Raw genomic sequence first — 23,358 nt, forward strand, 5'->3', positions numbered from 1 at the left:
ACACATTTCAGGACGGGACACGAGACAACAAAAAGCCAGCACTGAGGTGCTGGCTTTTTAATAGCGTTAGTTTGAGAATGAAATGAGAGGGTTACTCAGGGTTCAGCTCAAGAAACTCTTCTACTTTACGTACCATTTTTGTTGAACCAACGAAGAAAGGCACACGTTGGTGTAGCTCAGTTGGTTTGATATCCATGATACGCTGTGCACCGTCTGATGCAATACCGCCAGCTTGCTCCATAAGGAAAGCAATAGGGTTGCATTCATAAAGCAAACGCAATTTACCTTGAGGGTGGCTCTCTGTACTTGGGTATAAGTAGATGCCGCCTTTTAGCAAGTTACGGTGGAAATCAGACACAAGAGAACCAATGTAACGTGACGTGTAAGGGCGGTTATCGCTTGGCTCGCTTTCCTGACAGTATTTGATGTACTTCTTAACACCGGTTGGGAAGCGGATGTAGTTACCTTCGTTGATCGAGTAGATCTTGCCTTCGTCTGGAATCATCATGTTTTCATGAGATAGGCAGAAGGTACCCAGTGATGGGTCGTAGGTGAAGCCATTTACGCCAGCACCTGTTGTGTATACAAGCATGGTTGAAGAACCGTAAATCACGTAACCCGCGGCTACTTGCTTGTGTCCTGGCTGTAAGAAATCTTCTTGTGTTGGTGGTGTACCGATCGGTGATACTCGACGGTAGATAGAGAAAATTGTACCAACCGATACATTTACATCGATGTTTGATGAGCCATCTAGTGGATCCATCAGTACAACGTATTTTGCGTTTTTGTTGAGCTCTTTATTGAAGGCGACAGCTTCGTCTTCTTCTTCACTTGCAACACCACAAACTTGGTCACGGGCTTCTAGAGCCGCTTTAAATTTGTCGTTCGCGTAAAGGTCTAGCTTTTGCTGCTCTTCACCTTGCACGTTGTCTGTACCAACAGCGCCAGTGATGTCGACTAGGCCAGCCTTGTTGATCTCACGGTTAACAATTTTTGCAGCAAGTCGAATAGACGACAAAAGGGATGATAGATCACCGCTTGCATGGGGGAAGTCACTCTGTTTCTCAACAATGAACTCACCAAGGGTGCGCATCTCAGACATGTTATTTCCTTAAACTTCTCTCAATATTAGGGGGGATTTGAGCACTGTAGATTCGGCCTCTTGAGTGGGCTTTATTCATCTAGACGCTTACCTAAATTCTAAAGGTTAGATCTTTTTAATGGTAATGAACTAAGCGACACAGATCTCACTTACTATGTCGACTCAATTTGTTTTGCATTGCTGCTCGCTTTTAATCGCCATTTAATGATAATGAGTGCAAGCCGTTTTAATTAGGCACTGTTTATTTAGCCAAGCGTTTGGAAGCAATTTATGCATATTCATATCTTAGGAATTTGTGGCACCTTCATGGGTGGTGCTGCGGTATTGGCTCGTCAATTAGGTCACAAGGTTACGGGTAGTGACGCGAATGTTTACCCACCAATGAGCACCTTGTTGGAATCACAAGGGATTGAAATTATTGAAGGGTTCGACCCTAGCCAATTAGAACCAAGGCCAGATCTCGTGGTTATCGGTAACGCAATGAGCCGCGGTAATCCGTGTGTTGAGTATGTGTTGGATAACAACCTTAGATACACCTCTGGTCCTCAGTGGTTGCAAGAGTTCCTGCTGCATGACCGTTGGGTGTTAGCGGTATCGGGAACGCACGGTAAGACCACGACATCAAGCATGTTGGCTTGGATCTTGGAAGACTGTGGCTATGCACCGGGCTTCTTAGTTGGCGGAGTGTTGGGTAACTTTGGTATCTCTGCTCGCCTTGGTGAAAGCATGTTCTTCGTGGTAGAAGCCGACGAATACGACAGTGCTTTTTTCGATAAACGATCTAAGTTCGTTCATTACCACCCAAGAACCTTAGTGATGAATAACCTAGAGTTTGATCATGCGGACATCTTTGACGATCTTGAAGCGATTAAGCGACAATTTCATCATTTGGTGCGTACTGTGCCAAGCAATGGTCGCATTTTCTCACCTAAGCAAGACAGCGCTATTGAAGACGTTCTAGCTCGCGGTTGCTGGAGTGAAACTGAATCGAGTGGCGAGCAAGGCGACTGGGATGCCAAGAAACTGGTCAAAGATGGCTCTCAATTTGAGGTTTACTTCCAAAATGAATGTGTTGGAACCGTAAATTGGGATTTAGTGGGCGACCACAACGTAAATAATGCTTTGATGGCGATTGCAGCTGCACGTCATGTGGGCGTGACACCTGACCTTGCTTGTGAATCACTAGCTACCTTTATTAATACTAAGCGCCGTTTGGAGTTTAAAGGCGAGGTGGCAGGTGTGTCTGTTTATGATGATTTTGCTCATCACCCAACGGCGATTGAACTTACGCTCGGCGGCTTACGTAATAAGGTCGACTCGAAAAAAATCATTGCCGTTTTAGAGCCTCGTTCCGCCACCATGAAACGTGGTGTGCATAAAGAAACCTTGGCTGATTCGCTTAAACAAGCGGATTCTACCTACTTATTCCAACCGGATAACATTGATTGGTCAGTTCAAGATGTTGCAGACGCTTGTCACCAACCGGCACACGTGAGTGATGACATGGATGCATTCGTTGCTAAAATTGTCTCAGAGGCACAAGCTGGCGACCAAATTTTGGTAATGAGTAATGGTGGCTTTGGTGGCATTCATCAAAAACTGTTGGATGGATTGGCACTCAAAGGCTAACGGCATCCACGACCTTATAATTTGAAGTAATTGAGAACATGACAAAACACGATAAAGCGATAACCCTTGCTTTCACTGGCGCATCCGGTGCGCCTTATGGCCTGCGTTTACTTGAATGCCTTTTGGCAGCCGATTATCAGGTCTACTTGCTGATTTCATCGGCAGCGCGAGTGGTATTGGCGACCGAGCATGAACTTAAGTTACCTGCTGGGCCAGATGCGGCGAAACAAGCTTTGGTTAAACATCTTGGCTGCGACCCTGAAAAGCTGATGGTGTGTGGCAAAGATGATTGGTTCTCGCCGGTTGCCTCTGGTTCAGCAGCACCTAAACAGATGGTCGTTTGTCCATGTTCAGCGGGAAGCTTGGCTTCGATTGCTCATGGTCTATCAGATAACCTGATTGAGCGAGCAGCAGACGTAGTCATGAAAGAGCGAGGCCAATTGTTGTTGGTGGTTCGCGAGACGCCATTTTCGACGCTTCATCTCGAGAACATGCACAAACTTTCGACCATGGGCGTAACGATCATGCCTGCAGCTCCGGGTTTTTATCATCAACCCAAGTCAATTGAAGATCTGGTCGACTTTATGGTGGCGCGTATTCTAGATCACCTTGGTATCGAACAAGGTTTAGTGCCACGTTGGGGTTACGATCAACGTAATTGATCCAAACTTGATAGCTTATTGTTAAAAATCAAATTACAATTCTGAACACTCATCGGGGAGCGAACCATTCAAATAATGAATGCGAGCTGAGATCAAGCAGGTGCTTGGGACCCGTAAACCTGAACCAGATAATGCTGGCGTAGGAATTGAGTTAGGAACAACCTCTACCGTTCTCCTCCCTCAAACCTGTGCCGCTCAGACCATGGAGAGCGTCCAGTGAAATTCACATTAACTACCCTTGCTGTTACTACAGCTATTTCTTTTTCTGCCTTTGCTGCAGACAACACTTTGACTATATACACCTATGACTCTTTTGCTGCGGATTGGGGCCCTCGTCCTGCCGTTGAAAAAGCATTCGAAGAGAAGTGTGGTTGTGATGTGAATTTTGTCGCTCTAGAAGATGGCGTGTCTATTCTGAACCGTTTACGTCTTGAGGGCGGCAACAGCAAAGCCGATATCTTACTAGGTCTCGACAACAACCTGATGGCTGAAGCGAAAGCGACGGGCTTATTGGCTGAGCATAATGTTGATACGTCATCGGTAACGCTTCCTAATGGTTGGAACGACAGCACTTTTGTACCCTATGACTTTGGCTACTTTGCTTTTGTTTACAATAAAGAGAAACTGGAAAACCCGCCGAAGAGCTTGAAAGAACTGGTTGAGCAGCGTGATGATCTTAAGGTCATCTACCAAGATCCACGTACATCAACACCAGGCCAAGGCATGATGCTTTGGATGAAATCAGTATACGGTGATGAAGCGACAGCAGCATGGAAGAAGCTTGCTCAGAAAACAGTGACTGTAACCAAAGGCTGGTCTGAAGCTTACTCTATGTTCCTAGAAGGCGAGTCGGATTTAGTGTTGTCTTATACAACGTCTCCGGCTTACCACATTATTGCTGAAAGCGATTCTAAGTATGCAGCAGCAAGCTTCGAAGAAGGGCATTACACTCAAGTGGAAGTGGCCGCTAAGGTTAAAGGCAGCAAGAACGAAAAGCTTGCTGATGAGTTTATGGCGTTTATCCTAAGTGATGAATTCCAATCGGCGATGCCAACAGGCAACTGGATGTACCCAGTGACCGATATTGAGCTTCCAAAAGGGTTCGAGCAACTTACGGTTCCTCAGAAAGCGCTAAGCTTTACGCCCGAAGAAATTGCAGCTAAGCGTAAGCCATGGATTCGTGAATGGCAGAGTGCACTTACTTTTTAATTTGCTTTTAAAAAATTAGCTTTCTAACTTTCTGTATTTAAAGGTTTGTTCGATGTTAACTGAGCGAACCATTTACGGTAAAAAATCAATCTATGATAAAGAAAACACCTAAGGTTGGGATTTGGGTAGCGATACTCATTACCGCCTTCGTGGTTTCAGCAGTTGGGGCATTGCTTAGCAATGCCCCTTCTCTTGATATCAGCCAAGTATGGTCCGATCCCTACTATTGGCATGTAACGAAATTCAGTTTTTATCAGGCGACACTCTCAACGGTGCTGAGTGTTGGCTTTGCTATACCTATTGCTCATGCGCTGTGTCGTAGACAATTTTTTGGACGCGCTTTGTTGTTAAGGCTGTTCGCGTCGACCTTAGTCCTGCCAGTGTTAGTGGGTGTATTTGGCTTACTTGCGATCTATGGCAATAGTGGTTGGTTAGCTAAGTTTTTGGCGAACTTCGATATTGAATTGCCATTTTCCATATACGGATTGAATGGTATTTTGCTGGCGCACGTTTTCTTCAACTTGCCTTATGCCAGTCGCTTACTTCTGCAAGCGTTAGATACCGTGCCTGCCGAGCAACACAAGCTTTGTGCTCACTTGGGTATGAGTCATTGGAACAAATTCAGATGGGTTGAATGGCCTCGCTTAAGACAGCAATTACCACATGTGTGTGGCTTAGTCTTCATGTTGTGTTTTACCAGCTTTGCTACCGTGATGGCGCTAGGCGGTGGACCTAAATCAACCACTATCGAGCTCGCTATTTATCAGGCGATTAAATTCGACTTTGACCTTCAAGCTGGTGCCTTGCTCGCGATATGGCAAATGCTGCTGTGTGGTGTGCTAGCGGTGAGCATTCAACGCCTATCGAAGCCTATTTCAGTGACGGCCAGTCAGCTGTCGGAAGAGAAATATTTGGTTAAGGACAGCTGGTGGTCAAAAGCTTGGGATAGCTTTTGGATCATCATAGTCTCAATGCTGGTATTGCCGCCATTAGCTATGGTTATCGTCAGTGGAATTAACTCGCAGGCATTAACCGTACTCAGCAGCGAGCCGTTTTGGGCGGCGTTAATGACCTCGGTTAAAGTCGCGTCATTAGCAAGTGTTATCGCAGTTGGTATTGGTATCGCCATACTACTGACTAGCCGAGCATGGCGTTTACAGAACAAGAATTTTCGAGCCGATAAAATCGAGCTGATTGGCACTATTATCTTGGTGACTCCGGGGCTGGTGATCAGTACGGGTATCTTCTTATTACTGCGTTCATTCACCGATGTATTCAGTTTAGCTTTCTTTATCGTGATTGCCGTCAACAGCTTAATGGCGCTGCCTTACGTAATTAAAACCCTAGCTCAACCTATGCTGCATTTGTCTCAGCAGTACCAGTATGTGTGTGCAAGCTTGGGTATGACAGGTTTCACGCGTTTTAGGTTAGTGGAGTGGCGAGCATTGCGTAAGCCGATGGCGCAAGCCTTCTCGATTAGCTTTATGTTGGCGATGGGTGACTTAAGCGCGATTGCTTTGTTTGGTAGCCAAGATTTTAGAACTCTGCCTTTGTATCTATTCCAATTGTTAGGCAGCTATCAAATGGAAGCGGCGGCGGTAGTTTCTGTGAGCTTACTGTTACTGAGTGTCGGCAGTTTTAGCTTAATAGAATTCTTATTTACTCGAAGATCTAAGCTCGATGCTAAAGAATTAAGGAACCGATGATGTTAGTGATGAAAGATGTGGATTACCACTATCACAGAGAGTTGTTTAGCTTTGATTTTCAAGCTGAGCAGGGCGATATTGTTGCGCTTATGGGGCCGAGTGGTGCGGGTAAGTCTACACTGTTGGCGCTAGTTGCTGGTTTCATCGAGCCTACATCGGGTGAGATATCAGTGGCTGGGCAGTCGCTTATTGGTAAAGAAGCACATCAGCGTCCGTTGGCGATGTTGTTTCAAGAGCACAACCTGTTTGCTCACCTTACGGTGCGAGAAAATATTGGTTTAGGTCTGCATCCAGGTTTAAAGCTTACTGCAACCCAAAAGCAAGCTGTGGAGCAAGCCGCAGCGCAAGTTGGCGTCGCTGAGTATTTGGATAGGTTGCCTGAGCACTTATCCGGCGGTCAACGCCAGCGTGTTGCGTTAGCGCGTTGTTTTGTCCAACCTCATGATATTTGGCTGCTTGATGAACCTTTCTCTGCGCTTGATCCTTTGCTGCGTGAAGAGATGCTTAGCTTAGTGAAGCGATTAGCGGCAGAGCGAAATATTACGGTCTTGATGGTGACTCACCATTTAGGTGACGCACGCAGTATCGCGAATAAGTTTGTGTTTGTGGCGCTAGGTAAGGTGTTGGTTGAAGACTCGATAGAGGCACTGACGGCGGATCATCCACAGACAGAATTAAGCTCATTTGTTAAAGCGGGTGAGTGACGATTCATCACTCTTGTTTAATCTCTCTGATATTGAGTACGTAGAAAACAAAAAGACCTAGCATGCGCTAGGTCTTTTATTGTCTTACAGAATAAAGCGACAAAGATTAGTCTTCTAGCTTTAGCTCTTTTAAGATTTGGAAGATCTCACGAGAAGCCTTTGCTGGCTTGTTCGCTGATTTCTCTTTGTTAGCTTGGCGAGCTAGCTGACGAAGACGCTGACGGTCTGCTTCAGGGTACATGTCCATGACTTCTGAAATGGCAGCATCGCCTTCAGCAACAACGCGATCACGCAGTTGCTCAAGCTTGTGCAGTTCAGCGGTTGCTTGCGAGTGCTTGTTACGTACTTTATCCAAAGCCGCTTGAATTGGCTCAGGATCAACATTGCGCATTACTTTACCAATGTATTGAAGTTGACGGCGCTTCGCTTCATTTTTAAAGCGTTGTGCATCTTTAATCGCTTGTGCCAAATCTTCAGACAGAGGAAACTTGTCTAATACAGAAGGCTTCAGGGAAACAAGTTCTTCCCCCAGTTTTTGTAGCGCTTCCATGTCGGTTTTCATTTCTGTCTTACTTACCCAGATGATTTCTTCTTCTGGTTCCCATGGGGCTTTTTGGTTTTTGCGAGCCATCTTTTCTGCCTATGTCACTATCTCAAACGAATATATTGCCTATTTTAGCAAGAATCTTGGGGAGAAAGCGAAATTCTTGTTATCCTACGTAATATTGACCTAAAAAATTAGAATAGATATGGATGTAAAACAGCAAGTCGCCCAGCAAAGAGTTGAGCTAGAAGCCGCAGTAGCTAAAGCGTTGGATATGGCGTCAGTGAGTGCAGACGCAGCTGAGGTCGCTATTACTAAGTCAACGGGTTTAAGTGTTTCAACACGTATGTGTGAAGTGGAAAACGTTGAATTTAATAGTGATGGTGCGCTAGGTATTACTGTTTATCGCGGCCAGAAAAAAGGCAGCGCATCTACATCTGACCTGAGTGAGAAGGCGATTGCTCAAACCGTCGCGGCCGCACTTGATATCGCTCAGTACACTTCTGAAGACCCATTTGCCGGTCCTGCGGCAAAAGAATACATGGTAAAAGAAATTCCAGATTTGGATCTTTTTCACCCTGATGAACCAAACCCTGACTATGCCGCTGAGATTGCGATTGCTGCTGAGAAGCAAGCGTTAGCTTATAGCGATAAGATCAAACAGAGTGATGGCGCAAGCTACGACAGCCACTATGGCGTTAAGGTTTATGGTAACAGCCATGGCTTACTAGCAAGCTATGCTTCTAGTCGTCATAGCACGAGCTGCTGTGTAATTGGACAAGGCGCTAACGGTGAGATGGAGCGTGACTACAGCTACACCGTTGCACGTCACCGTGACGAGCTGTGGACGCCTGAGCGTGTAGGTCAAGAAGCTGCAGAAAAGACCATTAGCCGTTTGGATGCGAAAAAGCTACCAACAGGCCAGTACCCAATTATGTTCGCTAATGATGTGGCAACTGGCTTGATTGGTCACCTTGTTATGGCGATCAGTGGCGGTAACCTTTACCGCAAGTCGTCATTCCTATTGGATCATCTCGGTCAGAAAATCCTACCTGACTGGTTTAACATTTCTGAGCGACCACATATCTTGCGTGGTTTGGCTTCAAGCCCATTCGATAGCGAAGGTGTGTTCACTAAAGATCGTGAAATCATCACTGACGGTGTGCTAGCAACTTACCTACTAACGAGCTATGCCGCACGTAAGATGGATATGACGCCAACCGGTCATGCTGGTGGTATTCATAACTGGTTCGTTAAATCGACCGGTCAAAACTTTGAGCAGATGCTAAAAGAGTTGGGTACTGGCTTCCTAGTCACTGAAGTGATGGGCCAAGGCGTAAACACCGTAACGGGTGATTATTCACGTGGCGCTGCAGGTTTCTGGGTTGAAAACGGAGAGATCCAATACCCAGTATCAGAAGTAACAATCGCAGGTAACCTAAAAGACATGTTTACTCAGATTGTTGCTGTGGGTAACGACGTAGAAACACGTTCGCAAATTCAAACGGGTTCTATCCTGCTTGAGTCGATGAAAGTCGCGGGTGAGTAATTCAATTAAAGCGAATCTGATGAATTAAAAAAGGGAGCCGTGGCTCCCTTTTTGTTTTCTGTATTTCGCCAAAAATTGGCTAACTGCTTATGCTAACTAGATCAGTATGGTCGCTAAGCCTAGGAACACCGATAGGCCAATAACATCGGTTACTGTGGTCAGTGCCATACCGCCAGCAAGGGCTGGATCGATATTCATCTTCTTCAACATCACTGGGATAGTTACACCAGCAATACCTGCGACAATCAAGTTGGTCATCATCGCCGCTGAGATGATGCCTCCCAGTATCCAGTTACCTTTCCAAGCCACCACGATACCACCAATGATAACGGCCCATAGAACGCCGTTTAGGAAGCCGATGGCTGCCTCTTTGAGTAGCAGTTCGCGTTTGTTACTGTCACCGATATGACCGAGTGCCAAACCACGAATCACCAGAGCAACGGTTTGGTTACCCGCAACACCCCCCATCGAAGGCACGATAGTCATCAGAACCGCAATCGCTGCCATTTGATCGAGCGTTGCTTCAAACATGTTTGATACAGATGCTGCCGCCAGTGCTGCGAGTACGTTAGCACCAAGCCACACACTACGACGACGAGCAGATTTTACGACCGGTGCGAAGGTATCTTCGTCATCGTCCATACCCGCCATACTCATCATTGAGTGTTCGGCATCTTCACGGATAACATCAACCACGTCATCGATGGTGATACGACCAACAAGGTGCTGGTTACTATCGATGACAGGCGCAGAAACCCAGTTACGACGTTCAAACAGGCTCGCGATATCTGACGCACTGGTTTCTACCGCGATCGCTTCGTCGGCATCATCCATCACTTCTGAAACAGGGACATCAGGTTGAGTCGTTACTAGCGTGGTAAGTGATAGGTTACCGATAAGACGTTCTTCTTCATCAATAACATACAGAGCATCAGTTGCATCCGGCAGTTCGCCACGCATACGCATGTAGCGCAATACAACGTCAACATCGACATCACCACGAATCGTGATTACGTCGGTGTTCATGATCGCACCCGCTGAATCTTCAGGGTACGACAGGGCAGTTTCAACTAATGCACGATCGACGGAGTCCATTTGAGAAAGGACTTCGCGAGAAACATCGTCGGGTAGGCTTCGAAGTACGTACGCGACGTCATCGGTTTCCATACCTTCGGTTGCTTCTGCCAAGGTCTCAGGTGCCATTTTCGACACAAGAGCATCTTTGACGTCTTCGTTTAGTTCATCAAGAATTTCACCGTAGTCTTCAGGATCGGTGAGTTGCCAGAGTACGTCACGACTTTTGCGAGGGGAGGCTTCTAAAAGGTGTGCAATATCCTCAGGTTCCATGTCCTGAAGTTGTCGGCGTACGTGAACAAATCGGCCGTTTTCTAGGGCTTCGCTGACTTCTTGGAGGGTTTGGTGAGCTTGGTCGAATTCTAATTGCTCTGCCATATTTTCCTCCTATCTCATTATTCTAACAATGGTTGGAATAGTAACTTAATTCTGGGGCTTATTTAAATCATAAACTTAGATAGAACTAAGATTTAATATTGGTTGGTTCGTTGTTTGAGTCTTAGGCGTTGTGAGTGAAGCGGTTTCGCTACTCACCCTCATCAAACTTGTCTTCAATGAGATGACAGACGGCATCCAGTGCTTGCTGTGAGTCGGTGCCTGCAGCTTGAATAGTAATATGTTGCCCTTGCGCTGATTCCAGCATAAGTAGCCCCATTACGCTGTCTGCGGTGGCACTTTTATCTTCTTCACTATGAATTGTGATAGTGGCATCAAAGCTTTGTGCAAGCTCAACCAACTTTACGGCCGCTCTAGCGTGAAGACCCAAACGGTTTTGGATCAGTACAGTTCGAGTTAATTCCATGGTTAGCCCTGTTGGTGCGTCTCTAAAGAGGCATGTCTGATTTGAACTTGATGACCAAGTTGTTCGAAGTACTCACCAATCTTCTGGGTTAGATAGACCGAGCGGTGCTTACCACCAGTACAACCAATGGCTACCGTTAGGTAACTGCGATTGTTTTTCTCTAACATTGGTAGCCACTGCTCAACAAAGCCTTGAATCTGTTGTTTGAGTTCAATCACTTCTTGATGCTGCTCTAGGAAGGAGTGAATCGGAGCATCAAGGCCTGTCATTGGTCGTAAGTCAGGTTTCCAGTGAGGGTTTGGTAAGAAGCGAACATCAAACACGTAGTCGGCATCGCTTGGCAGACCAAATTTAAAGCCGAAAGATTGAAAGACAATGATTAGTTCTTGCTTCTCTTTGCCTTCGACTTTAAAGCGCACTTTTTCACTCAACTCGTAGAGGTTGCAGTCACTGCTATCAATCACAATGCTGGCTTGCTCTGCTAGAGGACTGAGAAGTGTCTTTTCTAAATCAATAGCCTGCTCTAGAGAAAGTTTCTCTTGGCCAATTGATAAAGGGTGGATTCTGCGGGTTTCGCTGTAGCGCTTAAGGAGTGTCTGCTTGCTGGCATCGAGGAACAATACATCAACATCGATGTTTGTAGCTGACTCGAGTTGCTCGAGCGTGTCGGTGACTAACTGAGGCTCTTTCGGTAGGTTACGTATATCAATACTTACCGCAACGTTTTGGTTGCTTTCGCGTACCGATTCGACAAAGTTGTTGAGCAGGTTTACTGGTAGATTATCGACACAGTAATACCCCAAGTCTTCTAGGACTCGTAACGCAACACTTTTACCGGCCCCTGATTGGCCACTAACCACGATTAATCGCATGTTATTGCTCGCAAGTTGGCACTTGAATCATGATGTCGTAAAGCTCTTGATCGCTCTGAGCATTACGCAGCTGTTTAAGAGTCTGCTTGTCGTTTAGTCGTTCTGCCATACAAGAAAGGGTTTTTAGATGCTCTTTGCATTGTTCGCTAGGAACAAGCAGGGCAAATAGTAGGTCGACAGGACGATTATCAATCGCATCAAATTCGATAGGATCTTGGCATTGCAGTAATACAGCTATCGCTTTATCACTGACATTCATACGAGCATGGGGAATCGCGATACCATTACCAATACCGGTACTGCCCATCTTCTCACGGCTCAACATACACTCAAATAGCTCTGTTGAATCTTGACCGCAGCTCTCAGCTGCTATCTGGCTGATGAGCTCAAGGGCTCTTTTTTTGCTTGTGCATTGGACTGCACTTTTGGTGCAGTCCAATGAAAGTACTTCGCTTAATTGCATGTTAGTGACTACTTAGCTTTTCTTTGTGCTTGTTGAGTTGGCGGACGAGTTTATCAACCAATGAATCAATCGCGGCATACATGCTTTCATCTGTTGCTGTCGCATGGATTTCCCCCTGATTTATATGCAGGGTAGCTTCTGCGATTTGATTGATTTTCTCAACTTTTAAAACAACCTGAACGCTATTGATATGATCAAAGAAGCGCTCAAGTTTGTCGAATTTGGTGTGAACATAGTCTTGCATTGAATCGGTAAGATCAACGTGATGGCCTTGAATATTGATTTGCATAGACTTTCCTTTTCAGTTGGTTGCCTGATCATAGTTGCTAAGTAACTAGCGACTAAATGAGCTTATAGCAGGCGCTTACGCTGACTCGATGGGGCAATGCCCAGAGACTCACGGTATTTCGCTATGGTACGTCTAGCTACCTGAATTCCTTGGTCAGCCAGTAAAGCAGCAATCTTACTATCACTTAGAGGCTTCGCGGTATTTTCCGCTGCGACAAGCTTCTTGATGAGTGCGCGAATTGCTGTAGATGAACATTCACCGCCATTGTCAGTGCTGACATGGCTTGAGAAAAAATATTTGAGCTCGAAGATGCCACGTGGCGTATGCATGAATTTTTGAGTCGTCACACGAGAGATCGTGGATTCGTGCATATCAACAGCTAACGCAACATCATTAAGAACCATTGGCTTCATCGCTTCTTCGCCATGTTCGAAGAAATCACGCTGATGTTCAACAATGCATCGCGCAACTTTGAGTAGCGTCTCATTTCGGCTCTCTAGGCTTTTAATTAACCACTTTGCTTCTTGCAAATTTGAGCGGATGTATTGATTGTCGGCGCTGTTGCCTTTACTGCCCAGATCAGCGTACTGCTGATTCACTTTCAACTTAGGCACGCTATCAGGGTTAATGGTCACTAACCATTTGCCAAGGTCTTTGAAGACAGATACATCTGGAACCACATACTCAGTTTCATCCGGAGTAATCTTACTGCCAGGACGAGGGTCCAGCTGTTGAATCAGTTGCAAAACTTCACGTAGTTCTGCTTCTTTCAACTTGGTCTCTTTGATAACCAGTTTGTAATCGCGATTGCCGAGTTGGTCGATATGGCTAGTAAGTACTAACTTAGCTTCGTTAAGCCAAGGCGTATCTTGGGGAAAGGTTGCCAGTTGCAGTAACAAGCAATCTTGCAGGTTGACTGAACCGACACCTAGCGGATCAAACTGCTGAATTCGTTTACGTACCGCTTCAATTTCATCAAGCTCGATCTCTTCATTGTCGAAGTTTTCAAGGATGTCTTCACAAGTTACAGTGAGGTAGCCGTAGTCGTCGATGGCATCGATTAATGCAAAAGCGATGCTTCGGTCGGTGTCAGTGAATGGCGTTAAGTCGAGTTGCCAAAGTAGGTAATCGTGCAGGCTTTGAGTGGTTTCGCCTTGATAAACCGGCATGTCGTCATCAATCGCAATACCCGTGTTACCGGTGTTCGCGCTGTAGACGTCTTCCCAAGTTGTGTCGATTTCTAGTTCGTTGCCAATCTCTGATTTTTCGATTAAGTCTGAGCTATCAGGTAAGTCTTGCTCTGTGGCTTCAACAGTTTCTTTTTCGTCACTGCTAGGTTTTTCTTCCGATGTTGGCGTATCTTCATTGCCTTCTTCGACATCGAGTAGTGGGTTAGATTCAAGTGCTTCTTGAATCTCTTGCTGCAAATCTAAAGTAGACAATTGCAACAAACGAATCGCTTGCTGCAATTGAGGAGTCATTGCTAACTGTTGGCCTAGCTTAAGTTGTAATGAGGGTTTCATTCAGTGTGACTTACCTAGTTATTATTCTTAGAACTCTCGATACTCTCTATATAATCATAGACGGAATTGTTCGCCTAGATAAACTTGTTTAACTTGTTCGTTATTGAGAACATCTTCAGGAGTACCCTCAGCGATCAGGTGTCCTTGGCTTACGATGTAAGCTTTTTCACACACGTCTAATGTTTCACGAACGTTGTGGTCGGTAATCAAAACGCCCAAGCCGCGATCACGCAGGTGAACAATGATTTTTTTGATATCGATTACTGAGATCGGGTCAACACCGGCGAATGGTTCATCCAATAGAATGAACTGCGGGTTTGCTGCTAGTGCACGAGCAATCTCTACACGACGACGCTCACCACCCGACAGAGCCATACCATTGCTGGTGCGGATATGTTGGATGTGGAACTCTTCTAGCAGGTCTTCCAGCTTATCTTGGCGTTGTTCGTTGGTCATTTCATCACGGGTTTGTAAAACCGCCATGATGTTGTTCTCTACGGACAACTTACGGAAAATCGATGCTTCTTGAGGCAGGTAACCGATACCAAGACGAGAGCGGCTGTGCATTGGTAAGATACTGATGTCTCGGTCATCAATGCTGATGGTACCTTCATCACGCGCCACCAAACCAACAATCATATAGAAAGATGTGGTTTTACCTGCACCGTTAGGCCCAAGCAGACCGACGATCTGGCCTGACTCTACCTGTAAGCTTACATCGGTAACAACCTTACGTTTACTGTAGGTTTTCGCTAGGTTTTTTGCTTTAAGAACAGCCATCGTTACTTATTCACTTCCGTTGGTTGTAAAACCGTTGACACTCGTTTGTTTTCACCACTGTCAGCGACTAATTTCTGAGAACCGATCTGGTAAGTGATCTTAGAACCGCGAATGATGCTGCCATCTTGAGATAACATCGCATTCTTAGTCATGATCAGTCGGTCGGCAACAAGCTGGTAGTGCAGGTCGTCAGCTTCACCGTAGAGTGTCTTACCGTCGTCAGTAAGCTGAGAGAAGGTTGCTGGCTTACCGAAGCCTTGAATTTCTTCAATCTCACCGTTTACGGCGTTACGAGTAACAATAACCTTATCGGCATTGATATTGATGCTGCCTTGTTTAAGGTTCACATCACCAAGGAAAGTCACTTGGTTACTTTTCATATCCAATTGCTGGCTGTCTGAGTCAATGTAGACAGGTTGCTCACTATCCGAAGACAGAGCATAGACATTAGGTGCCGCAAGGGTCAAAGCGAATAAACTAAGGTGTAAGAGTTTCATATCTACCTTGAACAGAATTAAAGAGGGTTGCATTGTTGGTACCGAAGTTACCTTTCATTGCTTGTCCCTCAGTTTCAAAAAATGTACCGATCATATGGACCGGAGTCTCTGAATAAAAATCTCGGCTAGGCAGCTCAACAACCATTTTATCTGTGGTCATTGTATCGAAGCTGGCTTCTGGCAACAGGTTCTTTGCCACGACGTTGTCATAAAACGTGACAACTTGATTCTCATCCATAATCGCGCGATCAGCGGTGACTTGCCATTCAATCGTGTGCCCTTCACGGAATACCGAAAGAACTGGGTTTTGAAAGTGCGTATCGCCAACTACTGAGTAGTGTTCTAAATACGTCGATTCAACCTGATAGCTGCGAATACCGCTTTCGTCGTAGCTAATGTTGTTCAGGCTTTTGCCACTAAACGCGGGCAGCTCCAAATTTGGAGCCACTTGTATCGTTGATGTTTGCTCTTTGTCGTACAAGTAATAGGTCGACCAAGAGGCAATAAATATGAGTATTAAATAGATAATACGAGTAAAACTCATATGCTTAAACCTTTATGCACGTCGAGTTCATTTCTTGCTTGTAAAATAAGGTCACAGACTTCACGTACCGCGCCATGACCACCGTTAATGGTTGTCACGTAGTTTGCACGCTTTGCAAGTAGCGGGTGCCCATCTGCCACACAGACCTTCAAGCCAACTTTTTCCATTACAGGCCAGTCAATCAGATCGTCTCCGATGTAACCTGTATTTTCAGGGTTTACAGAAAGCTTATCGCAAATATCTTGGTATGCCTTAACTTTATCGTCTTGACCTTGATAAATCAGCTTAATGCCTAGAGCGGTCATACGATTCTCAACAATTTGAGATTTGCGACCCGTGATGATCGCGATTTCAATGCCTGCGTTCATCAGTGATTTGATACCGTAACCGTCACGAGTGTGGAAGGTTTTCAGCTCTTCACCGTTGTTGCCCATGTAGATGCGACCATCAGAGAAGACACCATCGACATCGCAAATCAGCAGTTTGATCTCTTTTGCAATTGCAAATACATCTGAATTAACAGTGCCGTATAGAGTTTCGACTGTCTGTGTCATTACATTACTCCTGCTTTCAGTAAGTCATGCATGTTTAACGCTCCGACTAATTTACCTTCTTGGCATAACATCAGGCCATTGATGCTCTTCGCTTGCATCAAGTTTAAGCCCTCAACCGCGAGCATGTTTGGCTCGGCTACCGTCGGGTTTAGCGTCATCACATCACCGATCTGCGTGTTATGGATATCAACGCGTTTGTCTAAGATACGGCGTAAATCACCATCGGTAAAAATACCGGCCATTTGGCCATCTTCACCAACGATTGCTGTCATGCCTAAGCCTTTCTGAGATATCTCTAGTAGAGCGTCTCTTACTAGTGCGTCGGGTGCTACAACAGGAAGTGAATCGCCTGTGTGCATGATGTCGTCGAGCTTCAACAGCAGCTGACGACCTAAAGCGCCACCAGGATGAGACAGGGCAAAGTCTTGAGCGGTGAAGCCTCGAGCCTGCAAAAGTGCAACGGCTAATGCATCACCCATGACCAAAGTCGCCGTGGTGCTTGTTGTTGGTGCTAAGCCCAGCGGACAAGCTTCTTCCGGTACTGAAATTTGTAAATGGATATCAGACAGGGTTGCCATGTTTGATGCTGGCTTGCCTGTCATGCTGATGATCTTGATGCTCAGACGCTTTAACACAGGAAATAGGCTGAGGATTTCTCCCGATTCGCCGGAGTTGGATATTGCAATTACAATATCACCAGGTTCGATCATGCCTAAGTCGCCATGCGCCGCTTCGCCTGGGTGAACAAAGAAAGCCGATGTCCCGGTACTTGCCAATGTTGCTGCGATTTTGTTGCCAATGTGGCCTGATTTACCCATGCCCATCACAACGACTTTGCCTTTGTTGTTCAGGATAAGGTCGCAAGCTTTACAAAAATCATCATTAAAATATTGGTCTAATTGAGTGAGACCTGCAACTTCGGTTTCCAAAACTTGTTTTGCAACGCTGCGGTAATCAAATGGCTGAGACATCAAATACTCCAAGTACGGGAAGTTAAATCAACAATTAAGCCGACATGTTCATTAATAGGTAACTTTGGTAGGCCACGAACGTCACAATTAACACGCCGCCTTCAATACGATTCACACTACGAGATTTTCCTAGTGCCATCACAACAAGTAGTAGCGATACGCCTAGCATTACCCAGAAGTCACGACCCATAGCGAACTCGCTCAAGATCGAAGGGTTTAGGATGCCCGGGATACCCATAACAGCAAGGATGTTGAATACGTTTGAACCAATGATATTACCTACAGCCATATCATCTTCACCCTTCATAACGCCGGCTAGTGATGCTGCAAGTTCAGGAAGGCTAGTACCAACAGCAATGATGGTTAAACCAATGACAAGGTCGCTCATGCCGAAGAACTTCGCGATGATCACAGCGTTATCTACCAGCATATCAGCAGCTAAAGGTAGGACGATTAGACCAATCACGACCCACATTGCAGCCTTAGGGTTACTTACGCCTTCAGGGATCTCTGATTCTTGCTCATCAAGGAAAGCATCGCCGTTCTTTTTCTCGCTGCGGCTGATTTGCAACATAGCAAACAAAAACGCGGCAAAAAGAACAAACAACAACACGCCTTCATAGAAGCCTAAATGGTTATCCCACAATAGGGCGCCCGCTAGCAGAGTGACACCGATCATTAATGGTAGTTCACGACGAATCACGCCTGAGCTAATCGATAACGGCTTGATAAGGGCTGTAATACCTAAAATCAGCGCGATGTTGGCGATGTTAGAGCCCAGTACGTTGCCTACAGCTGTATCTGTTTTGCCATCAAGGGCTGCTGTCGCAGAAACCATCATTTCAGGAGCCGAAGACCCCATTGCTAAGATCGTCATACCGATAACTAGTGGTGAAATACCGAAGTTGCGAGCAAGAGCAGCGGCACCGTAAACCAGCTTATCTGCACTCCACACCAAAAAACCTAGACCGATAATAAGAAACGCAATCGCTTCAAGCATGATGATTCCTAAAAAATTAATAAAAACGGAGAATTAACCGCTAATTTTGACCTGTTGCTAGATAAAAGGGAAGTCACTCGGCAAATTAATTACCAGTTAGCAGGCAAGAAAGAGAGCTCAATAGATAATTTCCTAATGCTTTCAAATCCCTGCATAGATTCCTGTTTAATATGAATTAATTGAACAGTGCTTTTAATTCTAAAGTAGACTCATTATTATTGCAGCCATAATTGGCGTTTTTTAAAGCAAGGAAACAACAAAAATATGTTGAACACTGAGCTTGTGAAAGTTAAGAACCTCAGCTTCTCACGTGGTGAGCGCGTTATCTTTGATGACATCAGTTTAGAGGTGCCTCAAGGCAAGATAACCGCCATCATGGGGCCGTCTGGGATTGGCAAAACGACTTTACTGCGTTTGATTGGTGGGCAACTGCCGCCAGATGAAGGCGAAATTTGGTTTGATGGCGACAATGTCCCTGCATTATCACGTCGAAAGCTGTATCAAGCACGTAAGAAAATGAGCATGCTATTTCAATCGGGTGCGCTTTTTACGGATCTCAATGTCTTTGATAATGTGGCGTTTCCGCTGCGAGAGCACACTGAACTTAATGAAAAATTCATTCGTACCATCGTATTACTTAAGCTTGAAGCGGTAGGATTACGTGGTGCTGCGCAATTGATGCCGAGTGAGTTGTCTGGCGGAATGGCTAGGCGTGCCGCACTGGCGCGCGCAATCGCACTGGATCCAGAACTTATCATGTACGATGAGCCGTTTGTTGGCCAAGATCCCATCACCATGGGCGTATTGGTTGAATTGATACGAAATCTCAATCAAGCCTTGGGCTTAACCTCGATTGTTGTTTCTCACGATGTGCCAGAGGTGATGAGTATTGCTGATTGGGTTTACCTCATGGCAGATAGCAAGATTATTGCCGCTGGAACACCTGATGAGTTGTACAACAATAGCGATCCGAGAGTGCAGCAATTTTTGCAAGGCGAAGCCGATGGTCCAGTACCATTTAGATTCCCTGCGAAGAGCTTAGAAAAGGATTTGTTTTAATATGATTGTTAAAACTATTGCGGGTGTCGGTAAGCGTACACTTGCGAGCTGTGAGTCATTTGGTCGAGCAAGCCTGATGTTATTTGGGGCTTTGTTTGGCATCCCGCGACTAAAAAACTTCCCCTTATTAGTAAAACAACTTTATAGCGTTGGCGTTCAGTCATTGGCTATTATTTTAGTTTCGGGTCTGTTTATCGGCATGGTGCTCAGCCTGCAGGGCTATGTCGTGTTAATTGACTACGGCGCTGAGGGAAACCTTGGTCAAATGGTCGCGCTTTCACTGTTGCGTGAGTTGGGGCCTGTGGTGACTGCGTTATTATTTGCAGGTCGAGCCGGTTCAGCACTCACGGCAGAGATTGGGTTAATGAAGGCAACAGAGCAGATCTCAAGCCTTGAGATGATGGCCGTTGACCCTCTTAAACGCATTATTGCACCACGTCTTTGGGCCGGGCTTATCTCAATGCCATTGCTTGCTATGATTTTTATGGCGGTAGGTATTTGGGGCGGTCAACTGGTTGGTGTTGATTGGAAAGGCATTGATCACGGCAGTTTCTGGTCTGCGATGCAGTCTTCAGTAGAACTTGGCCGAGATATTGGTAACAGCATGATCAAATGTATGGTCTTCGCTATCACCGTAACTTGGATCGCACTTTTCAATGGTTATGACGCAGTACCGACTTCAGAAGGTATCAGTCAGGCAACCACACGCACTGTAGTGCACTCTTCTCTAGCGGTACTAGGGCTAGATTTTGTTCTTACCGCATTGATGTTTGGGAATTAATCATGCAACAAACTCGAAAATTAGAATTATGGGTCGGCACCTTTGTTATTGCCGGAATTTGCGCAATCTTAATCATGATCTTTCAAGTCGCTGACGTAAAAGGCATAGGTTCGAACCATACTTACAATCTAAAAGCGACCTTTGACAACATTGGCAGCCTAAAAGTTCGTTCTCCAGTGAAAGTGGGTGGCGTCGTTGTTGGACGAGTTAAAAGCATTGAGCTTGATACCGAGAGCTACCTTCCTGTCGTTGAACTGTCTATTGACGGGAAGTACTCACAATTTCCAGATACCTCTAGTGCTCAAATTTTAACATCTGGCTTAATTGGTGAGCAGTACATTAGTCTGGTTCCAGGCTTCATTTTTGATGATGAAGAGATGTTGGTCGATGGTGATTCAATTGAAGACACTAAGTCAGCATTGGTACTAGAAGATTTGATTGGCCAAGTGCTGTATAGCGTTGGTGGTTCTAATGACAGCGAAGCTAAGGAATAAGATAATGTTGAAAACTATTAGTTATTTAAAAGCTATTGGTTACTTGAAATCAATGTTTATGGCGGCAATGGCGTTGCTTATTTCTACCCAAGCCTTTGCTGCAGAATCGATTGACCGTACTCAGCCTTACCAGATGATGACTCAAGTTGCCGAAGTGGCATTTGAGCGTTTGAAGAGTGAACAAGACAACATCCACCAAGATCCAGAGTTATTGAAGGTCATCGTGGAAGAAGAGTTGATGCCTTATGTGAATGCACAATATGCAGCTCTTAAGTTACTTGGACCAAACTTGAAAGGCGCGGATAGAAAAGACGTGGGCGTGTTTATCGATTCATTCCGTAAATACCTTGTTTCTTCTTATGCCCAAGTGCTGACTCAATACACAGATCAGACGATTGAATTTGGTCCAGAACCAAAAATCAAAGCGGATAGCCGCATTACCAGTATCAAGGTCGACATCATCGATACGCCGCGACCAAACATTAAGCTTGAATTTAAGCTTCGCAAAGACAAGAAATCTGGCGAGTGGAAAGCATTTGATATGGTTGCCGAAGGTATTAGCTTGTTGTCGAGCAAGCAATCGGAGTGGAATACTAAGATTCGTCAAGAAGGCATCTTACAAGTTGCAGACGAACTAGAGAAATTAGCCGCACAACCGATTCGTTTTGAGAGTAACAAATAATGAGCCATTCTCAATGGCAAGCACTAAGCTCTAAAGAGTATCAACTGTTCGGTGATTTAGACCGAGACAGTGTCCCTGCAATCTGGCGTATATTGGAAAAGTGGCAAACGACGGAATCGAGCGTTGAAATTGACCTTAGCCATATAAATCGAGTCGATTCAGCAGGAATGGTGATGCTAATTCACTTATTAGAGCATGCAAAAAATCAAAACTGTCATATAATGCTCAGTTTCGTGCCAGAACAATTACGAACGTTGTTCCAATTGAGCAATATCCAGCCAATGATGGCAGAACACATAAAAAATTAGGCAGGAGCTATTTGTGGACAGCACAAAAGTACAAGAATTATTAGCAGAAGCACTGAACCTTCAGGAAATTTTCGTGAAAGGGGAAGGCAGTCATTACGAAGTTGTTGCGGTTGATCCATGTTTTGACGGCATGAATCGAGTTAAGAAGCAGCAACTAATCTACGGCCCACTAATGGAATACATTCAACGCAATGACATCCATGCTCTTTCTATTAAGGCTTTCACGCCGGAAGAGTGGGAACGTGATAAGAAACTGATGTCACTTTAAGGTTTATGATGGAAAAGTTTCGAGTTATTGGATCGGATAAGCCGCTAAGCGGTGAAGTGACGATCTCAGGCGCAAAAAATGCAGCGCTACCTATCTTATTTGCTTCAATTCTTGCTGAAGAGCCAGTGGAAGTAAGTAACGTTCCTCACCTACGTGACATCGATACTACGATGGAACTGCTTAAGCGTTTAGGCGCAAAAGTATCGCGTAATGGTAGTGTTCATGTTGATGGCAGCGAAATTAATGAATTTTGTGCGCCTTACGATTTAGTGAAAACAATGCGTGCTTCTATCTGGGCTTTAGGTCCTCTAGTCGCTCGTTTTGGTGAAGGCCAAGTGTCACTTCCAGGCGGTTGTGCAATTGGTGCTCGACCTGTTGATCTGCATATCCACGGCCTAGAGCAACTAGGTGCGACCATTAAGTTGGAAGATGGTTATGTGAAAGCAAGTGTTGATGGCCGTCTGAAAGGCGCACACATCGTGATGGATAAAGTAAGTGTGGGTGCCACCATTACTATCATGTGTGCAGCAACGCTAGCGGAAGGAACAACAGTACTCGATAACTCAGCGCGTGAGCCTGAGATTGTTGATACGGCTGACTTCCTAAACAAACTGGGTGCTAAAATTTCTGGCGCAGGTACAGATACGATTACTATCGAAGGCGTTGAACGTCTTGGTGGTGGCCAACACTCTGTGGTTGCTGACCGTATTGAAACAGGTACTTTCCTGGTTGCTGCTGCTGTTTCTAGCGGTAAAGTGGTTTGTCGCAACACCAACGCTCATCTTCTTGAAGCTGCCTTAGCGAAGCTTGAAGAAGCGGGTGCGAAGGTTGAAACGGGCGAAGACTGGATCAGTCTTGATATGACGGGTCGTGAACTGAAAGCGGTGAAAATCGTAACGGCACCTCACCCTGGTTTCCCAACCGACATGCAAGCACAGTTTACTCTGCTTAACATGATGGCGAAGGGCAGTGGTGTTATCACTGAGACTATCTTTGAAAACCGTTTTATGCACATTCCTGAGTTACAGCGAATGGGTGCAAAAGCGGAAATCGAAGGTAACACGGCTATCTGTGGTGAAACGGAAAAACTGAGCGGCGCTCAAGTAATGGCAACGGACCTTCGCGCATCTGCGAGCCTTGTTATTGCTGGCTGTATTGCTCAAGGTGAAACCATCGTTGACCGTATTTATCACATCGATCGTGGCTACGATAAGATTGAAGATAAATTGTCAGCCTTAGGCGCAAACATTACACGATTTAGTGAGTCGAACTAACCTAGGTTAGTGGATTCA

Annotated in this window: 27 protein-coding genes and 1 riboswitch; of the genes, 13 read left to right on the forward strand and 14 right to left on the reverse strand. The window is 45.4% G+C overall.

Features of this window, described 5'->3' with window-relative positions; all coding sequences use genetic code 11:
* Window positions 1-91 precede the first annotated feature (91 nt).
* Window positions 92-1,102 carry a class 1 fructose-bisphosphatase gene (fbp, locus tag AB4558_RS11360; RefSeq protein WP_008220458.1) on the reverse strand — a complete coding sequence of 337 codons (1,011 nt, stop codon included), beginning with the start codon at window positions 1,100-1,102 and terminating at the stop codon, window positions 92-94.
* 270 nt (window positions 1,103-1,372) lie between these two features.
* Here fbp and mpl point away from each other — a divergent pair, with 270 nt between their 5' ends.
* The 5 genes from mpl (at window position 1,373) to thiQ (ending at window position 7,012) form a co-directional block, all read left to right on the forward strand.
* Window positions 1,373-2,731, forward strand: a complete 1,359-nt coding sequence (gene mpl, locus AB4558_RS11365; RefSeq protein WP_017071296.1) for a UDP-N-acetylmuramate:L-alanyl-gamma-D-glutamyl-meso-diaminopimelate ligase — start codon at window positions 1,373-1,375, stop codon at window positions 2,729-2,731.
* A 38-nt stretch (window positions 2,732-2,769) separates the two neighbouring features.
* Window positions 2,770-3,393, forward strand: a complete 624-nt coding sequence (locus AB4558_RS11370) for a flavin prenyltransferase UbiX (RefSeq protein WP_372074977.1) — start codon at window positions 2,770-2,772, stop codon at window positions 3,391-3,393.
* Between the two features lie 43 nt (window positions 3,394-3,436).
* A riboswitch (TPP riboswitch) is annotated at window positions 3,437-3,556 on the forward strand.
* Between the two features lie 53 nt (window positions 3,557-3,609).
* Window positions 3,610-4,602, forward strand: a complete 993-nt coding sequence (gene thiB, locus AB4558_RS11375) for a thiamine ABC transporter substrate binding subunit (protein WP_102320274.1) — start codon at window positions 3,610-3,612, stop codon at window positions 4,600-4,602.
* A gap of 92 nt (window positions 4,603-4,694) precedes the next feature.
* Entirely contained in the window at window positions 4,695-6,308 is a 1,614-nt protein-coding gene (gene thiP, locus AB4558_RS11380; RefSeq protein WP_017058907.1) for a thiamine/thiamine pyrophosphate ABC transporter permease ThiP, read from the forward strand.
* A complete protein-coding gene (gene thiQ / locus AB4558_RS11385) occupies window positions 6,308-7,012 on the forward strand; it encodes a thiamine ABC transporter ATP-binding protein (protein WP_017071293.1) in 705 nt (234 codons plus the stop codon). Before thiP ends, thiQ begins: the two co-directional genes overlap by 1 nt.
* A 106-nt stretch (window positions 7,013-7,118) precedes the next feature.
* Here thiQ and yjgA read toward each other — a convergent pair whose 3' ends face one another.
* On the reverse strand, window positions 7,119-7,643 hold the full coding sequence (gene yjgA, locus AB4558_RS11390; protein ID WP_017069408.1) for a ribosome biogenesis factor YjgA: 525 nt from the start codon (window positions 7,641-7,643) through the stop codon (window positions 7,119-7,121).
* 118 nt (window positions 7,644-7,761) lie between these two features.
* Here yjgA and pmbA point away from each other — a divergent pair, with 118 nt between their 5' ends.
* Window positions 7,762-9,105 (forward strand): metalloprotease PmbA, encoded by a 1,344-nt coding sequence (gene pmbA, locus AB4558_RS11395; protein ID WP_017071292.1) that lies wholly within the window; start codon window positions 7,762-7,764, stop codon window positions 9,103-9,105.
* A gap of 96 nt (window positions 9,106-9,201) precedes the next feature.
* Here the strand turns inward: pmbA and mgtE are convergent, their stop codons facing one another.
* The 12 genes from mgtE to AB4558_RS11455 all read right to left on the reverse strand — a co-directional run bounded on the left by mgtE (window position 9,202) and on the right by AB4558_RS11455 (window position 18,474).
* Window positions 9,202-10,557, reverse strand: a complete 1,356-nt coding sequence (gene mgtE / locus AB4558_RS11400) for a magnesium transporter (protein WP_017058911.1) — start codon at window positions 10,555-10,557, stop codon at window positions 9,202-9,204.
* A 148-nt stretch (window positions 10,558-10,705) separates the two neighbouring features.
* A complete protein-coding gene (locus tag AB4558_RS11405) occupies window positions 10,706-10,981 on the reverse strand; it encodes an HPr family phosphocarrier protein (RefSeq protein ID WP_017063734.1) in 276 nt (91 codons plus the stop codon).
* 2 nt (window positions 10,982-10,983) lie between these two features.
* A complete protein-coding gene (rapZ, locus tag AB4558_RS11410; RefSeq protein WP_372158812.1) occupies window positions 10,984-11,853 on the reverse strand; it encodes an RNase adapter RapZ in 870 nt (289 codons plus the stop codon).
* Window position 11,854: 1 nt separating this feature from the next.
* Window positions 11,855-12,316 carry a PTS IIA-like nitrogen regulatory protein PtsN gene (gene ptsN, locus AB4558_RS11415; RefSeq protein WP_004738707.1) on the reverse strand — a complete coding sequence of 154 codons (462 nt, stop codon included), beginning with the start codon at window positions 12,314-12,316 and terminating at the stop codon, window positions 11,855-11,857.
* Window position 12,317: 1 nt separating this feature from the next.
* Complete coding sequence (gene hpf, locus AB4558_RS11420; RefSeq protein WP_009847742.1) at window positions 12,318-12,605, reverse strand: ribosome hibernation promoting factor; 288 nt, start codon at window positions 12,603-12,605, stop codon at window positions 12,318-12,320.
* 62 nt (window positions 12,606-12,667) lie between these two features.
* Window positions 12,668-14,128: an RNA polymerase factor sigma-54 gene (locus AB4558_RS11425; protein ID WP_017058913.1), complete on the reverse strand. Its 1,461-nt coding sequence runs from the start codon at window positions 14,126-14,128 to the stop codon at window positions 12,668-12,670.
* A 54-nt stretch (window positions 14,129-14,182) separates the two neighbouring features.
* Window positions 14,183-14,908, reverse strand: coding sequence for an LPS export ABC transporter ATP-binding protein (gene lptB, locus AB4558_RS11430; RefSeq protein ID WP_004735304.1), 726 nt, complete (start codon window positions 14,906-14,908; stop codon window positions 14,183-14,185).
* 2 nt (window positions 14,909-14,910) lie between these two features.
* The gene (gene lptA, locus AB4558_RS11435; RefSeq protein WP_017058914.1) at window positions 14,911-15,405 is read right to left on the reverse strand and encodes a lipopolysaccharide transport periplasmic protein LptA; all 495 of its coding nucleotides are present in this window, start codon (window positions 15,403-15,405) and stop codon (window positions 14,911-14,913) included.
* A complete protein-coding gene (lptC, locus tag AB4558_RS11440) occupies window positions 15,386-15,949 on the reverse strand; it encodes an LPS export ABC transporter periplasmic protein LptC (RefSeq protein WP_004735306.1) in 564 nt (187 codons plus the stop codon). Before lptC ends, lptA begins: the two co-directional genes overlap by 20 nt.
* On the reverse strand, window positions 15,946-16,503 hold the full coding sequence (gene kdsC, locus AB4558_RS11445; protein WP_017058916.1) for a 3-deoxy-manno-octulosonate-8-phosphatase KdsC: 558 nt from the start codon (window positions 16,501-16,503) through the stop codon (window positions 15,946-15,948). Before kdsC ends, lptC begins: the two co-directional genes overlap by 4 nt.
* Window positions 16,503-17,474: an arabinose-5-phosphate isomerase KdsD gene (kdsD, locus tag AB4558_RS11450; protein WP_017058917.1), complete on the reverse strand. Its 972-nt coding sequence runs from the start codon at window positions 17,472-17,474 to the stop codon at window positions 16,503-16,505. Before kdsD ends, kdsC begins: the two co-directional genes overlap by 1 nt.
* Window positions 17,475-17,508: 34 nt before the next feature.
* Window positions 17,509-18,474, reverse strand: a complete 966-nt coding sequence (locus tag AB4558_RS11455) for a calcium/sodium antiporter (protein WP_017063737.1) — start codon at window positions 18,472-18,474, stop codon at window positions 17,509-17,511.
* 264 nt (window positions 18,475-18,738) lie between these two features.
* On the opposite strand from AB4558_RS11455, the gene mlaF reads away from it, so the two are divergent.
* The 7 genes from mlaF to murA are packed head-to-tail and all read left to right on the forward strand — an operon-like array spanning window position 18,739 to window position 23,340.
* On the forward strand, window positions 18,739-19,533 hold the full coding sequence (gene mlaF, locus AB4558_RS11460; RefSeq protein ID WP_171733232.1) for a phospholipid ABC transporter ATP-binding protein MlaF: 795 nt from the start codon (window positions 18,739-18,741) through the stop codon (window positions 19,531-19,533).
* Window position 19,534: 1 nt separating this feature from the next.
* The gene (gene mlaE / locus AB4558_RS11465) at window positions 19,535-20,314 is read left to right on the forward strand and encodes a lipid asymmetry maintenance ABC transporter permease subunit MlaE (RefSeq protein ID WP_017058920.1); all 780 of its coding nucleotides are present in this window, start codon (window positions 19,535-19,537) and stop codon (window positions 20,312-20,314) included.
* A gap of 2 nt (window positions 20,315-20,316) precedes the next feature.
* Window positions 20,317-20,808, forward strand: a complete 492-nt coding sequence (gene mlaD, locus AB4558_RS11470; protein WP_017058921.1) for an outer membrane lipid asymmetry maintenance protein MlaD — start codon at window positions 20,317-20,319, stop codon at window positions 20,806-20,808.
* Between the two features lie 52 nt (window positions 20,809-20,860).
* A complete protein-coding gene (locus AB4558_RS11475; RefSeq protein WP_120459707.1) occupies window positions 20,861-21,490 on the forward strand; it encodes a phospholipid-binding protein MlaC in 630 nt (209 codons plus the stop codon).
* On the forward strand, window positions 21,490-21,798 hold the full coding sequence (locus AB4558_RS11480) for a lipid asymmetry maintenance protein MlaB (protein ID WP_017058923.1): 309 nt from the start codon (window positions 21,490-21,492) through the stop codon (window positions 21,796-21,798). Before AB4558_RS11475 ends, AB4558_RS11480 begins: the two co-directional genes overlap by 1 nt.
* Window positions 21,799-21,811: 13 nt before the next feature.
* A complete protein-coding gene (gene ibaG, locus AB4558_RS11485) occupies window positions 21,812-22,066 on the forward strand; it encodes a BolA family iron metabolism protein IbaG (protein ID WP_017058924.1) in 255 nt (84 codons plus the stop codon).
* A gap of 8 nt (window positions 22,067-22,074) precedes the next feature.
* Complete coding sequence (gene murA, locus AB4558_RS11490) at window positions 22,075-23,340, forward strand: UDP-N-acetylglucosamine 1-carboxyvinyltransferase (RefSeq protein WP_372158813.1); 1,266 nt, start codon at window positions 22,075-22,077, stop codon at window positions 23,338-23,340.
* Window positions 23,341-23,358 lie beyond the last annotated feature (18 nt).

It is taken from the genome of Vibrio sp. 10N.222.51.C5 (assembly GCF_041474575.1).
In the GTDB taxonomy this organism is placed as follows: Bacteria; Pseudomonadota; Gammaproteobacteria; order Enterobacterales; family Vibrionaceae; genus Vibrio; species Vibrio crassostreae_C.

Bases quoted from the DNA above. Each gene is read 5' to 3' on its own strand.
- yjgA (WP_017069408.1), bottom strand. From the start codon at position 7,643: ATGGCTCGCAAAAACCAAAAAGCCCCATGGGAACCAGAAGAAGAAATC.
- pmbA (WP_017071292.1), top strand. From the start codon at position 7,762: ATGGATGTAAAACAGCAAGTCGCCCAGCAAAGAGTTGAGCTAGAAGCC.
- AB4558_RS11455 (WP_017063737.1), bottom strand. From the start codon at position 18,474: ATGCTTGAAGCGATTGCGTTTCTTATTATCGGTCTAGGTTTTTTGGTG.
- kdsD (WP_017058917.1), bottom strand. From the start codon at position 17,474: ATGTCTCAGCCATTTGATTACCGCAGCGTTGCAAAACAAGTTTTGGAA.
- mlaD (WP_017058921.1), top strand. From the start codon at position 20,317: ATGCAACAAACTCGAAAATTAGAATTATGGGTCGGCACCTTTGTTATT.
- AB4558_RS11370 (WP_372074977.1), top strand. From the start codon at position 2,770: ATGACAAAACACGATAAAGCGATAACCCTTGCTTTCACTGGCGCATCC.
- rapZ (WP_372158812.1), bottom strand. From the start codon at position 11,853: ATGCGATTAATCGTGGTTAGTGGCCAATCAGGGGCCGGTAAAAGTGTT.
- lptA (WP_017058914.1), bottom strand. From the start codon at position 15,405: ATGAAACTCTTACACCTTAGTTTATTCGCTTTGACCCTTGCGGCACCT.
- mlaE (WP_017058920.1), top strand. From the start codon at position 19,535: ATGATTGTTAAAACTATTGCGGGTGTCGGTAAGCGTACACTTGCGAGC.
- thiP (WP_017058907.1), top strand. From the start codon at position 4,695: ATGATAAAGAAAACACCTAAGGTTGGGATTTGGGTAGCGATACTCATT.
- mpl (WP_017071296.1), top strand. From the start codon at position 1,373: ATGCATATTCATATCTTAGGAATTTGTGGCACCTTCATGGGTGGTGCT.
- AB4558_RS11425 (WP_017058913.1), bottom strand. From the start codon at position 14,128: ATGAAACCCTCATTACAACTTAAGCTAGGCCAACAGTTAGCAATGACT.
- ptsN (WP_004738707.1), bottom strand. From the start codon at position 12,316: ATGCAATTAAGCGAAGTACTTTCATTGGACTGCACCAAAAGTGCAGTC.
- AB4558_RS11480 (WP_017058923.1), top strand. From the start codon at position 21,490: ATGAGCCATTCTCAATGGCAAGCACTAAGCTCTAAAGAGTATCAACTG.
- mlaF (WP_171733232.1), top strand. From the start codon at position 18,739: ATGTTGAACACTGAGCTTGTGAAAGTTAAGAACCTCAGCTTCTCACGT.
- mgtE (WP_017058911.1), bottom strand. From the start codon at position 10,557: ATGGCAGAGCAATTAGAATTCGACCAAGCTCACCAAACCCTCCAAGAA.
- kdsC (WP_017058916.1), bottom strand. From the start codon at position 16,503: ATGACACAGACAGTCGAAACTCTATACGGCACTGTTAATTCAGATGTA.
- murA (WP_372158813.1), top strand. From the start codon at position 22,075: ATGGAAAAGTTTCGAGTTATTGGATCGGATAAGCCGCTAAGCGGTGAA.
- lptB (WP_004735304.1), bottom strand. From the start codon at position 14,908: ATGGCTGTTCTTAAAGCAAAAAACCTAGCGAAAACCTACAGTAAACGT.
- lptC (WP_004735306.1), bottom strand. From the start codon at position 15,949: ATGAGTTTTACTCGTATTATCTATTTAATACTCATATTTATTGCCTCT.
- AB4558_RS11405 (WP_017063734.1), bottom strand. From the start codon at position 10,981: ATGGAATTAACTCGAACTGTACTGATCCAAAACCGTTTGGGTCTTCAC.
- hpf (WP_009847742.1), bottom strand. From the start codon at position 12,605: ATGCAAATCAATATTCAAGGCCATCACGTTGATCTTACCGATTCAATG.
- fbp (WP_008220458.1), bottom strand. From the start codon at position 1,102: ATGTCTGAGATGCGCACCCTTGGTGAGTTCATTGTTGAGAAACAGAGT.
- thiQ (WP_017071293.1), top strand. From the start codon at position 6,308: ATGTTAGTGATGAAAGATGTGGATTACCACTATCACAGAGAGTTGTTT.
- AB4558_RS11475 (WP_120459707.1), top strand. From the start codon at position 20,861: ATGTTTATGGCGGCAATGGCGTTGCTTATTTCTACCCAAGCCTTTGCT.